9 protein-coding genes and 3 pseudogenes are annotated in these 14,478 nt (G+C 66.8%); 6 read left to right on the top strand and 6 right to left on the bottom strand.

What is annotated here, in order from left to right; all coding sequences use genetic code 11:
• A pseudogene (locus tag AWC07_RS06705) lies at positions 1-702 on the top strand (PE family protein); the annotation flags it as partial.
• Between the two features lie 363 nt (positions 703-1,065).
• Here AWC07_RS06705 and AWC07_RS26635 read toward each other — a convergent pair.
• The 4 genes and pseudogenes from AWC07_RS26635 to AWC07_RS06690 all read right to left on the bottom strand — a co-directional run.
• A pseudogene (locus tag AWC07_RS26635) lies at positions 1,066-1,511 on the bottom strand (citrate/2-methylcitrate synthase); the annotation flags it as partial.
• Between the two features lie 87 nt (positions 1,512-1,598).
• Positions 1,599-1,829, bottom strand: a complete 231-nt coding sequence (locus AWC07_RS06700; protein ID WP_036417225.1) for an MbtH family protein — start codon at positions 1,827-1,829, stop codon at positions 1,599-1,601.
• Between the two features lie 200 nt (positions 1,830-2,029).
• Positions 2,030-2,956: a DMT family transporter gene (locus tag AWC07_RS06695; RefSeq protein WP_036417227.1), complete on the bottom strand. Its 927-nt coding sequence runs from the start codon at positions 2,954-2,956 to the stop codon at positions 2,030-2,032.
• 536 nt (positions 2,957-3,492) lie between these two features.
• Complete coding sequence (locus AWC07_RS06690) at positions 3,493-4,374, bottom strand: oxidoreductase (RefSeq protein ID WP_085105003.1); 882 nt, start codon at positions 4,372-4,374, stop codon at positions 3,493-3,495.
• A 429-nt stretch (positions 4,375-4,803) separates the two neighbouring features.
• Here AWC07_RS06690 and AWC07_RS06685 point away from each other — a divergent pair, with 429 nt between their 5' ends.
• The gene (locus tag AWC07_RS06685) at positions 4,804-5,820 is read left to right on the top strand and encodes a diacylglycerol kinase family protein (protein ID WP_036418846.1); all 1,017 of its coding nucleotides are present in this window, start codon (positions 4,804-4,806) and stop codon (positions 5,818-5,820) included.
• A 2-nt stretch (positions 5,821-5,822) separates the two neighbouring features.
• Here the strand turns inward: AWC07_RS06685 and AWC07_RS06680 are convergent, their stop codons facing one another.
• Positions 5,823-6,143, bottom strand: a complete 321-nt coding sequence (locus AWC07_RS06680; RefSeq protein ID WP_036418843.1) for a hypothetical protein — start codon at positions 6,141-6,143, stop codon at positions 5,823-5,825.
• 943 nt (positions 6,144-7,086) lie between these two features.
• Here AWC07_RS06680 and AWC07_RS06675 point away from each other — a divergent pair.
• The 4 genes from AWC07_RS06675 to AWC07_RS06660 all read left to right on the top strand — a co-directional run bounded on the left by AWC07_RS06675 (position 7,087) and on the right by AWC07_RS06660 (position 14,195).
• Positions 7,087-10,326: a thioester reductase domain-containing protein gene (locus AWC07_RS06675; RefSeq protein WP_085105002.1), complete on the top strand. Its 3,240-nt coding sequence runs from the start codon at positions 7,087-7,089 to the stop codon at positions 10,324-10,326.
• A 105-nt stretch (positions 10,327-10,431) separates the two neighbouring features.
• On the top strand, positions 10,432-11,340 hold the full coding sequence (locus tag AWC07_RS06670; RefSeq protein ID WP_036419136.1) for a metal-dependent hydrolase: 909 nt from the start codon (positions 10,432-10,434) through the stop codon (positions 11,338-11,340).
• A 13-nt stretch (positions 11,341-11,353) separates the two neighbouring features.
• Positions 11,354-13,108 carry an SDR family oxidoreductase gene (locus AWC07_RS06665; RefSeq protein ID WP_085105001.1) on the top strand — a complete coding sequence of 585 codons (1,755 nt, stop codon included), beginning with the start codon at positions 11,354-11,356 and terminating at the stop codon, positions 13,106-13,108.
• Positions 13,041-14,195, top strand: coding sequence for a PDR/VanB family oxidoreductase (locus AWC07_RS06660; protein WP_084293368.1), 1,155 nt, complete (start codon positions 13,041-13,043; stop codon positions 14,193-14,195). The genes AWC07_RS06665 and AWC07_RS06660 overlap by 68 nt, the downstream gene beginning before the upstream one ends.
• Before the next feature lie 41 nt (positions 14,196-14,236).
• Here the strand turns inward: AWC07_RS06660 and AWC07_RS27995 are convergent.
• A pseudogene (locus AWC07_RS27995) lies at positions 14,237-14,478 on the bottom strand (hypothetical protein); the annotation flags it as partial.

Raw genomic sequence — 14,478 nt, 5'->3', positions numbered from 1 at the left:
ACTGGGTTGTGGGGCAATGGTGGGGCCGGCGGGGCCGGCTTCAATGCCGGCGCCGGTGTCGCCGGTACCAACGGCGGGGCCGGCGGTAACGGCGGGTGGCTGGTCGGCAACGGCGGGCCCGGCGGCGCCGGCGGGGCGAGCGGAGGCAATTCCGCTGCACCGCTTTCCGGCGGTGCCGGCGGCGCCGGTGGCAATGCCATCGGGTTGTTCGGCAACGGCGGCGCCGGCGGCCACGGTGCGACCGGCAGCACGGGCAGCACCGGCCTCTTCGGCGACGGCGCTCCCGGTGGCGACGGCGGGCTGGGCGGCTTCGGCGGCACCGGCGGCGGCGGCGGTGGTGGTGGCGCCGGCGGTGGCGGCGGCACCGGAGACGTAAGCGGCGCCGGCGGCGCCGGCGGCAATGGCGGCAATGGCGGCGACGCCGCCATTGGCGGCCGAGGTGGTATCGCTGGGTTGGTGTATGGCAACGGCGGCGCGGGCGGTGCGGGTGCCGCCGGTGGTGGTGCCGGTCCCCCCGGCAGCGGTAGTCCCGTCGGCACATCCGGCTTGGTGGGTGCCGCCTCCGGCGGCGGCAGTGGCGGCAGCGCCCAATTGGTCGGCAACGGCGGTGATGGCGGGGCCGGTGTCAACGGCGCACCCGGCGGCGCCGGCGGAGCCGGCGGGAAGCTCTTCGGCAGTGCCGGCGCGACGGGACCGGCGTAGCCGCGACTGCCGACCTGGCGGTAACCGGCTCCAACGCTCGACTACACCACCACCGACGAGCTGGCCGACTTGCCCTGCTTCCCATCCCCACCCATCGGCAGCGCCTACAGGCATCGGAAACCCTTGACACCCAACACCTCTCGACCGTGGCCGCCCGCATCGCGGCCATCAATCCGGCCGACCTGACCGCCAGATCAACGCCATCCAGACGCAGCTACTCGACCTGGCCAACGCCAAAACCGAAGCGCTCGCCGCCGCCACATCGATCTGCAAGCATTGCAACCGTCAATCAACCGATTGGCCAAGGCGAAGTAGTGCAAGCCCCCACGCGCTCACCATGCGTGAGGCGCCAGCCACCTACTTCGCGCTCACATTTAGCAGGCCCTCCTCCATGGCCGGCACCCGTGAGTCACCGTTTCTTGTACACCCAGTGACAGAATCCCATGACCTTCTCGTTGCGCGTCAGTTTGCCGGTCAATCCCTCGGATGCCCTTGCAGCAGGGCCTAGTTCGAACATGTCACGCATCACCGCCTCGTTCGGCGTCACCGTGCAGCGGACCCTTGAGCCCACCGGCGGCCGCCTTGATCGCACCGTAGATGTCGGAGCCGGTGGAGGTGACCCACCCGCGCCGCGAAGGTGGAGGCGTTGAAGCCGTGTTCGGCGCAGCGGACCATCGACCGCTGGAAAGCGTCCACGACCACGTGCTCGGGCACGTCGCCGAAGCACATGCGCAGGAGGTTCTACAGGTAGTTCAGCCGGCCATGCGGGGCGATGGGGGCAGACCACTTCGCCGGCGCATATCGGCGGCGTCGAGTCGCCTCCATCGACACCCCCACCGGCGAGCAAACCATCACCGAAGACCCCAAACCGGCCCCGCGACATTTTAGGTAACGGCTTACGAATCGGAAGTCCGCCTCTGCGCCAGCCTCTCGCGCAGACTCTTCGGCCTGATATCGGTCCAGTTCTGTTCGACATAGTCCAGGCACTCGGCCCGGGTGGCCTCACCGTAAACGACCCGCCAACCTGCCGGAATATCGGCGAACACCGGCCACAGGCTGTGTTGCTCCTCGTCGTTGACCAAGACGAAGAAGCTCCCGCTGTCGTCGTCGAACGGATTGACACTCACTCGTTCTCCTCACGGCCCAGTAGAGACGGGTCAAAGCCAAACCGGCGCGGAACCGTTCTTGTGCTAGAGCGTTGTGTCCAGATCACCGATCGGCGACGTCAACTTAGCACCAACACCCGTGAATTCGGCAGTGGACTGAGTCCCGATAGAGGCCCGGTGGGAGTCGACGGTCGCGCTCAGCTGCAGCCGGCAGCAACGGGTCAACCGCTCAACGGCTGCGTCGGCGCCGCGGGCCGGCCGGCGATCGTCACGTCACGTCCCGCGCCGGCCGCCATAGTGGCGGCCTCACCGCGCGCCAGGGCCACCGTCGCAATGATCACCACCACCGCCGAGGCCACCAGCAACAACCACTCCGGTCCGTCGGCCTCCAACGTCTCGCCGAGCACGGTGACCCCGAGCACCGAGGCGACCACCGGTTTGGCCACCGTCAGCGTCGGCAACGATGCAGTCAGGGCACCGGCGCGAAACGCCGACTGCTGGAAGATCATCCCGCCCAGCGCGGCCAGCACCCAGCCGTACAACTCGGGTGTGCGCAACAGGTTGTCCGTACCGTGTTCGAGCACGTCAACGATGCCCTTGGTGAGCACCGCGAACAGCGCCAACGACGAACCCGACACCACCGCAAGCAGCACCGCCGCAGCGGGACGATCCGACCAGATGCGGGCCCCCAGCACACAGAATCCCAAGGCCGGACCCATCACCACAGCCACCACGATCCAGGCTTGCGGCGAGCCCCGGGAGTGGCCGACCGTGGGATCTCCGGCCGTGATGACCGTCGCCAACGCCGCAGCCAGCAACACCGCCGACATCCACTCCCGTCGGGTTATCCGATGGTGGGTCAACCGCGCATAGATGGGCAGCGCGAACAGCAGCACCGTCACCTGCAGCGCCGTCACCAACATCACCGAGCCCTTGTCGAGGGCCACGGCGAGCAGACAGTAACTGGCGATGTCGCCCAGACCGCCCAGCCACCAGCGGGTGTCGCGCAGCAACATGCCGAACAGCGCGAGGTAGCCGACCGGTTGGTCAGTGATCTCCTGCGCGGATCGCTGGCGGATCACACTGCCGATCGCGGCTGCCAGCGCGGCGCACAACGCGAGAAACCCGGCGATATCCGTATTCGACATGGGGCGACCTCCTCGCCGACATCGGGCCCGCAGCCGCACACATACCCACTATTCACGTTTCGTTTGCATTGAGTCGACCGTGCGCCGCGTTCTTTGCGGTCCCGGCGCCCAATCCGCATCGCCGGCTGCACACTCGCGGACCGGCGCCCTCACTCGGAAATTCAGGGTGACCACGAATGCTGCTGATCGACGACGTCCTCTTGCGCAGCCTTGGCTGCCTGGCTCTGTTTCCGGCACACCTTGACTGTGTTTTCGGCACGCTGATACCGCGCCTTCGCTCAAACCTCTTGTGATGGCAGGCGTTCGGGGATGTCTCAGGTGCTCACCGAGTCGGCTGCCATGCCGCCGGATCGAGTGTGCAGTGACGGCTTTGAGAGTGCATGTAGGGCGGGAACGCCCGCGATCGGCCGCCCTGACGGCAGACTCGAAGCCCTCAGCATGACACTGAGCACACTGGGCGCCATCAGCCACCGACCCAACCGCGCCAGCATGCGATTTGGCCATCTCCCCACACCGGGGCGCAGCCCCACGACCGCTCAGAGCGGAAACTTGGCACCCGTCAGCTGTTCGGACAGCTCCCAGAGTGCGACGGCGGTGGCGGCGCGCTTGGCCACCCAGTTGCGCCAGGTCGGCTGGGTGCGGCCATACAAGCCGAATCGCGGGCCGACGAACGTGTTGCCCGCAAGGTCCTGCGACACCGCATACAACGTCTGGCGGGCACCGAAGTCGGCGTCGGTAGACACCACCCGGTCGACGGCCAAGACCGCCGCGTCCACCGCTTTGCGGCCGGAGTTGCCCTGCAGGTTCGTGTGCGACCAGCCCGGATGGGCGGCCAGCGCGCGCAGCGAGGAGCCGACGGCATCCAGACGCCGCTGCAGCTCGCTGGTGAACAGCAGGTTGGCCAGCTTCGACTGGCCGTAGGCCAGCCACGCCGAATACGGCCGCGACTGCCAGTTGAGATCCCTGAGGCTGATGTAGCCGATGTTGTGCAGCAGCGAGGACACCGTCACCACCCGGTCGGTGAGCTTGGGCAGCAGCAAGTTGGTCAGCGCGAAATGACCGAGGTGATTGGTGGCCATATGGCCCTCGAATCCGTCGGCGGTCAGCATGTATGGGGCGGCCATGATGCCGGCGTTGTTGACCAGGACATCGACTTTGTCGATGCCGTCGGCGAAGTCCCGCACCGAGGACAGGTCCTGCAGGTCGAGCCGACGCACCTCGACCCGACAGGCACCGGGGCCGGCCATCGGCCGGGCGACGGCCTCGCCTTTCTCGGTGTTGCGTACCGCCAGGATGACGTGGGCACCGACCCGGGCCAGCTCGCGGGCGGTCACCTCCCCCAGTCCGCTGTTAGCGCCGGTGACGATGACGGTGCGTCCGGCGAACGACGGCAGCTCGGCCGCGGTCCACTCAGGCATGGCAAACACCAGAGTGCCTCCATTGCGCTGACCCGCGCCATGTTTTCGCCGCGTACCGCATGACCGCTTCGGTGCCCGGGGGCGCCCCATCCAATCGATCATGCATCCTTCGTCTCACCCCGTCGTTTGCCGCGCTTCTCGTTTCCGGAACCACGTTCGGCGAAATCTCACACCCTCAACCCCGATGACATGGTAAAGCCCTATCCCCGGCGTGGAGCTTGCGGCGTTTGGCCGGTTCCCACCGGCGGTGACGGCGGCAGGATTCAAAACCCGTACAGCCGGGTATCGTCCCGAGTGTCCGCGTAGCACGTGGGGCCGCCGGTCTTTTCCCGAGGAGTATCCAATTGGGACGCGATGTATCCGCCACGCCAGCCCTGCCCCGGAACCGTCGCAGGCCGGCCAGTCCCACGGCGGGCGGGTGACCCGCAGATGTACCTAGGTGTCATCGTCAACCCGAAAGCACGCAAGAACCTCACTGCATCGGGTGATCGCGCCGCCGAGCTGCGAGGCATCGTCGGCCGATGGGGCGAGGTGCACGAAACCGCGTCCGTCGACGAACTCCGCACGACTGTGCAGCAGCTTTATCCACGGGTTACCCACCTCGTGGGCGACGGCGGCGATGGTGCGCTGCACTGGTTGATCAATGAAACCCAGCAGTGCGTGACCAATCCGGAACGCTGGCCGGCATTCGTGCCCACCAACGGCGGCAGTGTCAACGCCGTCGCGCGCAAGGCGGGGGTACGCGGACGGGCTGATGCGATTGTCCGTGCTCTGGCGGCGGCCGCCGAGTCGAATCAACCGCCGCCCGAGGTGTACCTCGACACTCTGCAACTCGACGGCGAGACCGCCGACGGCGCGCCATTCCATCGCCTTTGCTTCGGGCTGGCCGCCGGCGGCGTCGGCAACCGGTTCTACGACAAGTACTACGCTCACCCCGATCACGGGCGCGCGGCCGTCGCCCGGGTGATCGCGCGCACGTTCGGTGACTACGTGACCTCCAAGGTGGCCTCGAGCCACATGAACAGACCCAACTGGGCGGCCCACCTGTTCGCTCCGACCCGCGCCCGCGTGGTCATCGACGGCGAAGAGGTCCCGACGCGAACGCACCGGTTGCTGCACGCCGGCGCGATCGACCTGCGTATCGGTGGTCCGTTCCGGCTCTTCCCGAAGGCCGCCGAACCCGGTGCGCTGCATTTCCAGGCCGGGGAGACAAGGCCCTCCAGGATCGTTGCGCAACTTCCGGCGGGGCTCACCTACGGCAGCATCCGCGGTGATCGGGTACGCGACGTCAACGGCAAAGAGATGATCATCGAGGCCGAGGACGAGCCGCTGTCGCCGATCATCGACGGCGAACGTTTCGTCGGCGTCGTCAGGATTGTGGCCACCGCCGGGCCACGCATCCGGGTGGCCCAAGTAGGGCCTGCGCGTCACCTGCCTCGTCGGTGATGTCAGCGCCGGGAGCGGATGGTGCGGGTGATCTGGGCCGACAGTTTGGGGTCGCCCAGCAGTTGGTCGACGAGGGCGACCAGAACCTCTTGTCCGGTGACGCGGGCGACACCGAGGCGGTCCGCGGCTTCCCGCTGCCAGATGTCGAGGGCTCGGTGCTGCGCCGGTGAGAGGTCGACGGTTCGCCGGGTGCGTGCGGCACGTGTCGGGCCGATGGTGACGGGCTCGGTCGGCGCCGCCGCGACCGACGAGGTGAATGGTGTGTCTGCGGTGTATGCCCGGTAACGTTCGGCGTCGGCGTTGACGCGGTCGGCGGTGCTCATAGTGGTGCCCCCTCGGCAAAGCCATGTCAGTATGTCAGTACATCCGTTGCAGTATATCCGTAGATGAGGAGTTGCTGCACTATCGCGGCGGTTGCAGGTTGGGGGCCGGTCGTTACGTGGGCCCGCATGCCTGCGGGGTACCGCACCTGGTCGCGCCCGCCGGGCGGGAGGGCCTGGGGCGATCGCCGGTGAGGGAGTTGCTGTAAACGCCTGTCGCGAGGCTGCCTGGAAATCGGGTTCTGGGGGCAGTCGCGGGCGAAGCCCGGCGGCCGCCGGCGAAGTACGCGGGTGTGGTCGACGCCGGGCCGCACCGTCGGGAGGCGGATTGCCCGATCCTGCCGACGCGCCCATGGAACCAGCCGACGACGGCAGTGCCCGACTCCGCGGCGTCCGTCCACTCGCAAGCGACTCATTTTCGCAAGGCGATATAGATGGCCGTTGCTGTAATGACAGATACCAACTACATAGCGAGCACCTACGCTACAAGTTTCTCGTTTGATAATTCACCTGGACCATCGTGTTAACACTGGTTTGAGAGCAGTTTTTCAAAGCGCACTTCATGTTGTGGATCATGAAATACGGTAATACGCATCTCCGTATGTCAGTATCTCCGCATCCCGGCTGTTTTCCTGGTTAAACGGCGTTACTCATGGTACTGAGATACTGATTAACGTAAGTACGGAAATCTCGGGAAATTCTGCGCTCAGGCCTGGCAGGCCGCATGTCAGGCCGCAATCCAAGCACCGATTATTTGCAACATGGCCGATTAACTGGATTCCGGCTGTAAAATTAGTGTAAACCGCCATAAAAGGCACTCAAATCCTTTGCTTGTCATCGGTCCGAAGGGTTACGCTTGGCATTACCGATTGGTGAATGACGTGGTTCCGTCGACCCGGTCGAAGACCGGCTCGGAAGGAGGAATGGCTCCTACATGGCTCCTACAATGGATACGCTTATCGACTACCTGCGGATGTGGGAAGTACGCCGGCCAGACCAGACCCTCTACCGGTTCGTGGATGCCGAAGGCCGCGAGCTCGAGCACTACACCTACCACAGCTTCGCCGAACGGACCCGCGAGCTGGCCGCCTACTTGTTTGCAGAGGCCGGGCTCCGACCGGGAGACCGGGCGCTGCTGGTCTACCCGCCAGGCCTGGAGATGGTGGCGGCATTCTTCGCCTGCGCTCGTATCGGGGTGATCGCGGTACCGGTCAGCCCGCCTTTGCCCATGGCATTCGAAGCGGGCCTGGCCAAGCTCAGCTTCATCGCACGGGACTGCCAGGCCAAGGTGGTGCTGTCGACCAAGCAGTTCGAGTACGACTACCGCCTGCTGCTCGGGCACCGACAAGGCGGGCTGCCGTGGCCCGGCGCCGCGCGGCCTCCGGAGCTGCCGTGGTTCGCAACGGACGGCACCTGGGAGTTCGGCGGCGCTCCCGTGGCGGACACGCCCGGCCCGGTGCTCTTCCTGCAGTACACCTCCGGCTCCACCAGCGATCCCAAGGGTGTGATCGTCAGCCACGCCAACGTCATCGCCAACGGCTCGGCGTTCGCCGGTGGCGAAGTGGCCGTCAGCTGGCTGCCGCAGCACCACGACATGGGCCTGATCTCCGCTTACCTGTTCATATTGCTGCTCGGCGGGACCACGCATGCGATGTCGCCGGCTGATTTCCTGCAACGGCCGTCGGCCTGGCTCCGGCTGATCAGCCAGGTGCGCGCCACCCATAGCCCGGCGCCGAACTTCGCGCTGGAGTACTGCCTGCGCGAGGACAAGCTGCCCACCGACGAGTTGACCGGGATCGACCTGAGCAGCCTGGACAGCCTACTCGTCGGTGCAGAGCCGTTGCGCGCCAACACATTTGCTCGTTTCCGACAGCGCTTCGCTGGCTACGGTCTGCGGCCCGACGCGCTGGCCGGCGCTTACGGCTTGGCCGAAAACACCCTGATCGTGTCCATCCGGGGGCGCCAGACGCTGGCTTTGAACAAGCGAGCGCTGGGGCAGAATCTTGCCCGGGTCGAAAAGGCACTGCCGGACAACAACAACCAGGCCCACGTGGTGAGCTGCGGCAAGCCCGTTGCCGGAAACGTGGTCCGCATCGTCGACCCCCGGTCGAGGCAGGCCCTGGGCGAGGGCCGAATCGGCGAGGTGTGGCTGGACGGACCGTCCAAGGGCGGCGGATACTGGCACCGCCCCGAGCTGACCGCGGAGACCTTCGCAGCCCGTATCACCGGCGATGCGGAGCGCACCTATCTGCGGACCGGCGATCTCGGTTTCCTCTACGAGGGCGAGTTGTTCGTCTGCGGCCGCAGCAAGGACCTGATCATCGTCCGCGGCGTCAACTGCTACCCATCCGACATCGAGGCCGTAGTGGAGCGGTCGGCCGCGCAGGTTCGCAACGGCTGCGTCGCCGCCTTCTCGTTCGAGCACGAGGAGCAGGAAGCGCTGGTGGTGGTCGCCGAGGTGCGTGACCAGCACTCCCTCCCGGACCCGAAGGCACTGGCGCGGTCGATCCGGCGTTACTGCCATGTCGATCCGCACACCATCGTGTTCTCACCGCCGCGCAGCATTCCCAAGACCACCTCGGGCAAGATCAGGCGCGCGCAGACGCGACGACTGTGGCTCGACGGGAAACTGCCCGTACTGGCCAGCCACACCCGCCGGATCCACGAGGAGCCGGGGGTCACCGCGGGTCCGCTGGAACGCTTCCGTCATCTCATGGAGAGCTACGACCTGACCGGCCAGGAGGACTGTTCCTTCGCCGATCTCGGCATCGACTCACTGGCCCTGGCCGAACTGCGCGCGGACCTGCAGGCGCTGTTGGACGAGCATGGCGCGGCAGAGCTGACCGAGGAAGTCAACACCCGTCTGCTGCAGCGCCTGACGGTCGGCGAGTTCTTCCGGCTGGTGTGGCAGTTCGGCGATGGGTCCGGCCAGCCGATCCACGCCCTGCGCCACACGCTCGACCGGATTGCCGCCGAGTACGAGGCATACGAGGCCATGCAGATGCGCGTCGACGCGCGGCTGCCGCTGCCGGCGCTCCCGCCGGCGCGATCCGGCGCGCCCAGCGACATCCTGTTGACCGGCGCGACAGGGTTCCTGGGACCGTTCCTGCTCGCCAGCCTGCTCCGGCGGACGTCCTACACCATCCACGCGCTGGTCCGTGCCACCGATACGGCACACGGTCACGATCGGATCATCGCCTCGCTACGCCGGGCCCAGCTATGGTCGCCGGCGCTGGAGGCCGAAGTCCTGGCGCGGGTTCGGGTGATCTGCGGTGACCTGGCCGAGCCTCACCTGGGAATCGGCGAGGCGGGATTCCGGCGACTGGCCGGCACCGTGGACGGCATCGTCCACAACGGCGCCCTGGTCAACTATGTCCGAACCTACGACGCACTGCGTCCGGCCAACGTGATCGGCACCTGGGAGCTGCTGCGGCTGGCGCTGACCACACACCGCAAGAGCTTCCACCTGGTTTCCAGCACCTTCATCTACGGCTGGAGCACCATGCCGGTGGTCGGCGAGTCGTATGGGAACGAGGAGATGGCCGGGCTGGATTTCGGCTACTCGCAGACCAAGTGGGTCGCCGAGCAGTTGACGCTGGCCGCCCAACGGCAAGGACTCGACGTGCGGATCTACCGGCCGTCGCTCATCTCGCCCACCAGCGCGGGCTTCGGCAGCCAGGACGACATCTTGGTGCGCCTCACCGCGTTCATGATCGAGCACGGCCTGGCCGTCACCGCGCACAACCAGGTCAGCCTGCTGCCGGCGGACCTGGTCGCCGATCACATCGTCGCGCTGATGGACCTGCCGGCCGAGACCGGCACGGTCTTTAACATCACCGCCGACGACTACTACAACCTCACCGACATCACCCGGTTGTTGTCCGAACGCTACGGTTACCGCTTTGCCTACCACGACATCCCGTCGTTCGCCGAGCGGTTGAACCGCCGGTGCACGCCCCGCGACCCGCTGTACCCGCTGGTCGATTTCCTGACCCGCTCGGCCGGCAAGATCGAGGCGATGCGCGACAAGCGCTACGACAACACGCAATACCGGCATGCGCGCACGCTGGCCAACGTCGGGTTGCGCGAGCCGGCCCTGGCCGACACGGTCGAGGCACTGGTCGAGTTCCTGCGGCGCGAGCAGCTGATCACCGAAGCCGAGACCGAGGCGCAATGCAGTGCCTAGTCACACGCCGGTTCGGTTGCGGGGCGCTAAATTCGGGTACCAGGATGGCAAGCCCGACAACATCGAGCACTCGTTGTCACGCCGCAGCCGCCCAAGGGGATCACCATGTTCACTGTCGATGACCAGGCAGCCGGCCCGCATGACGCGTCACTGGATCACGAGCGGATCGTCCTTCAGGCGCGCGACGTCGAGTTCGATTGGGCGAAGCTGCCGTTCTACTACGTGCCCAACGAACCCTTCACCACCCACTTCTGCAATGTGTTGCACCTGCTGCTACCGGCGGGCGAAGAGTTCATCGTCGAGGCGTTCAAGAAGGCGTTGCCGCTGATCAAGGACGACCAACTGCGGCTTGATGTACAGGGATTCATCAGCCAGGAAGCCCTGCATTCCCAGGCGCATTCCGGCGTGCTCGAGCACTTCGCCGCCAAAGGTATTGACGTGACACCGTTCACCGACCAGCTCCGCTGGCTGTTCGGCAAGCTGATCGGGGACCGGCCCCGCTGGAGCCTGCGACGACGGCAGAGCTGGTTGCTGGAGCAGGTTTCGATCGTGGCGGCCATCGAGCACTACACCGCCATCCTGGGTGAATGGATTCTCGACACCCCGCAGCACGATGCCCTCGGCACCGATCCGGTGATGCTCGATCTACTGCGTTGGCACGGCGCGGAGGAGGTCGAACACAAGGCGGTTGCCTTTGACACCATGAAGCATCTGCGGGCCGGGTACTGGCGGCAGGTGCGCACGCAGCTCTTGGTCACGCCGGCGATGCTGTGGTTGTTCGTGCGCGGCGTGCGGTTCATGTACTCGGTCGACCCGCACCTGTCGCCGGAGACCAGGCCGCGCTGGCGGGATTACTTCGATGCGGCGCGGCGGGGTCTGGTGCCGGGGCCTTTTCAGTTCCTGCGGGTCATCGGCGCCTACTACACGCCGCGCTTCCACCCGTCCCAGCTGGGCGGGGTAGGGCGCGCGGTCGAGTACTTGGCCCGATCACCCGCTGCCCGAGCGGCGCACTGAGCATCGAGGAGCCATGATTCGCGCCACTGTGAACGCATCGGACGGCGTCGCACTGGCCGTGCATGCCCACACCGAGATCGATCCGCGGCGCCCGACCGTCCTGGCCATCCACGGCTACCCGGATAACCACCGCGTGTGGGATGGCGTCGCGGCGGAACTTGGCCAGCGCTACCCCGCCAAATACAACATCGTGGCCTACGACGTGCGCGGGACGGGCGAATCCGGACGGCCGGCTGGCCGGTCGGGATATCAACTCCCCCAATTGGTTTCCGACGTCGGCGCGGTGATCGACGGCCTGGGCGTCGACCAGGTCCACCTGATGGGGCACGACTGGGGCTCGATCCAGGGCTGGACGGCGGTCACCGACGACACCGTGCTGGGCAAGATCGCCTCGTTCACCTCGATCTCCGGGCCGCACCTGAACTATGCGGGCCGGTTTCTGCGCTCACCGCGCACACCGCGCGCCGTGGCCGCCGTCGCCCGACAGATCCTGGCCTCCTCCTACATCTGGTTCTTCCTGTGTCCGGTTGCGCCGGAGATCGCGATCCGGTCGCGGTTGCAAGTGAAAGTGTTTGAGGCCGTTGAGCGTATCGGGAGATCAAGCACCCGCAGCCGGCGTGGCGCGTCGCCCCGGTCGCTCGACGACTACCTCACCGGGCTCAACCTCTACCGCGCCAACATGCCGTCACCGCTTCTTTCACCGCCGGCGCAACTGCCGCAGGCGCGCGTCCCGGTGCAGGTGCTGGTGGCGCGGCAGGACTATTTCGTGACGCCGTCCCTGCAGCGGTTCGCCGGCTCGATTCCGGCCGAGGGCAGGGTCGTCTCGATTGAGGGCGGGCACTGGGTGGTGACCTCGCGTCCCGACGTCATCGCGCGGCTCACCAGCGAGTGGGTCGATATGGTCGCCGAAGGGGCGGCTCCGGCCGGTGAGTCCACCCGACCGCGCGCTGTGCGAGGCACACTCGCGCTGGTCACCGGGGCAGGCGCCGGGATCGGCCGGGCCACCGCGGTGGAGTTGGCCCGTCAGGGTGCGCGTGCCGTCGTGATCGTCGACCGAGACCTTGCCGGGGCCAACGACACCGCGGAGGCTGTGCGGGCAGCCGGCGCCGAGGCCTCGGTTTACCAGGTTGACGTCAGCGACGAAGCTGCGATGAATGAGGTTGCCGCACAAGTACGTAACAAACACGGCGTGGTCGACATCCTGGTGAACAACGCCGGCATCGGGATGGCCGGCCGGTTTCTGGAGACCACACCGGAGCACTGGGACACCATCATGGGTGTCAACGTCCGCGGCGTCATCAACGGCAGCCGAGCGTTCGGCGCCCAGATGGTGGAGCGCGGCCAGGGCGGCACGATCATCAACGTGGCCTCGGCGGCCGCCTACGTGCCATCAAAATCGATGGTCGCCTACGGCACCTCGAAAGCGGCGGTACTGGCATTGAGCGAATCGATGCGCGCCGACTTCGCCGACGAAGGCATCACCGTCACGGCGGTGTGCCCGGGCTTCGTCAACACCAACATCGCCAAGAGCACCGTCTATGCGGGGCTGACGGCCGAGCAGCAGGAGCGCGCCCGCGAGAAGGCCGACGCCGCGTACCGGCGGCGCAACTACACCCCCGAGGCCACCGCCAAGGCGATTGTCAAGGCAGTCCGCACCGGCGCGGCGGTGTTGCCCGTTGCGGCGGAGTCGCGGCTCGGGTATGCGCTGCGCCGCATCAGTCCGTCGCTGGTTCGGCTGTTCGCCCCCTTCGACATTCGACAGATATAGGGAAACCGCTGTGGCGCAGACTGTTTGGAGCAGCAGGCCCGCCGACCTTTATGGTCGCCGCAGCCGCGATCGCATGTTGACCGCATTGTGCGGGGTGGGTGCGCTGTTCGGCGGTTTCGCGTCGGCGTCGCGGTGGACGCCATCGCGGATAGTGCCGGTGCAGCGGACCACCGCCGCGGTGGTCACCAAACGCGAGCTGCTCACCCCGGACGTGGTCGCCTTGACGTTGGCCGACCCGGACGGCGGACTGCTGCCATCTTGGACTCCCGGAGCGCACATCGATGTCCGGCTGCCCTCGCGGCGGCGCCGGCAGTACTCGCTGTGCGGTCCGCCCGGGAGACGCACCGACTACCGCATCGCCGTGCGCCGGATCGACGACGGCGGCGGCGGTTCGATAGAGATGCACGACGCCTTCAGCGAGGGCGACACGCTGACGTTCGAAGGCCCCCGCAACGCGTTCTATCTGGTCACCGACGAGCGCGACGTGCTGTTCGTGATCGGCGGCATCGGGGTGACGCCGATCCTGCCGATGATCCGGCTGGCCCATCAGCACGGAATTGATTGGCGCGCAACCTATGCCGGCCGGAGCCGGGACTATATGCCGTTGTTGGACGAGGTGGTGGCGGTGGCGCCGGATCGGGTCACCGTCTGGGCCGACGACGAGCGCGGCCGCTTCCCCACCGCCGAGGACCTACTTGCCGACGCCGGTCCGACGACGGCGGTGTACGTATGCGGACCCACCGGGATGCTGGAGTCGGTGCGGGCGGCGCGCGACCAACACGCCGACGCGCCCCTGCACTATGAGCGGTTCGGTCCGCCGCCGGTGGTCGACGGTGTTCCCTTCGCGCTGGAACTGGCGCGCTCGCAGCGGGTGCTCAGCGTGCCGGCGAACCGCTCGGCGCTGGACGTCATGCTCGACCATGAGCCCGCGACCGCTTATTCGTGCCAGCAAGGGTTCTGCGGGACCTGCAAGGTCAAGGTGCTGACCGGGGACGTCGATCACCGCGGGCGCGCCGCGGAGGGTGATGACGAGATGCTGGTCTGCGTCTCGCGGGCTCGAAGCGATCGGGTGGTGATCGACGCCTGAGTTCGACTGTGAACGTTGCGATTGGTTGGTCGGCATTTCAGCTACACGTACTCGTTCCGTGAAAGGACAAGCGTCTCCGTGGGTGCGGAAATGTCGACATAGTAATGACCCGGACCGGTGGTGCTATAAGTCATCGCCGTCAACAACTCGATGATTTCTATCGCCTTGGCATCGTCGAGCCGCCACACGGAGCAGTCGGGTAGCCCCGGCGCATTGCTGCGCCGGGGCCCCCTCAGAACCGAGCAAGCGGGTTTCCCCGCACTCGGCTCAAGCAAGCCGCGAG

It is taken from the genome of Mycobacterium gastri (genome assembly GCF_002102175.1).
GTDB classification, from domain to species: domain Bacteria; phylum Actinomycetota; class Actinomycetes; order Mycobacteriales; family Mycobacteriaceae; genus Mycobacterium; species Mycobacterium gastri.
The sequence above is the reverse complement of the archived record's forward strand: the minus strand, read 5'-3'. Positions and strand labels throughout refer to the sequence as shown.

What these genes read in the sequence shown, in the direction of transcription:
- AWC07_RS06690 (WP_085105003.1), bottom strand. Translation starts at nt 4,374, where the DNA reads ATGCCTGAGTGGACCGCGGCCGAGCTGCCGTCGTTCGCCGGACGCACC.
- AWC07_RS06685 (WP_036418846.1), top strand. Translation starts at nt 4,804, where the DNA reads ATGTACCTAGGTGTCATCGTCAACCCGAAAGCACGCAAGAACCTCACT.
- AWC07_RS06675 (WP_085105002.1), top strand. Translation starts at nt 7,087, where the DNA reads ATGGATACGCTTATCGACTACCTGCGGATGTGGGAAGTACGCCGGCCA.
- AWC07_RS06695 (WP_036417227.1), bottom strand. Translation starts at nt 2,956, where the DNA reads ATGTCGAATACGGATATCGCCGGGTTTCTCGCGTTGTGCGCCGCGCTG.
- AWC07_RS06665 (WP_085105001.1), top strand. Translation starts at nt 11,354, where the DNA reads ATGATTCGCGCCACTGTGAACGCATCGGACGGCGTCGCACTGGCCGTG.
- AWC07_RS06660 (WP_084293368.1), top strand. Translation starts at nt 13,041, where the DNA reads ATGCGCTGCGCCGCATCAGTCCGTCGCTGGTTCGGCTGTTCGCCCCCT.
- AWC07_RS06670 (WP_036419136.1), top strand. Translation starts at nt 10,432, where the DNA reads ATGTTCACTGTCGATGACCAGGCAGCCGGCCCGCATGACGCGTCACTG.
- AWC07_RS06680 (WP_036418843.1), bottom strand. Translation starts at nt 6,143, where the DNA reads ATGAGCACCGCCGACCGCGTCAACGCCGACGCCGAACGTTACCGGGCA.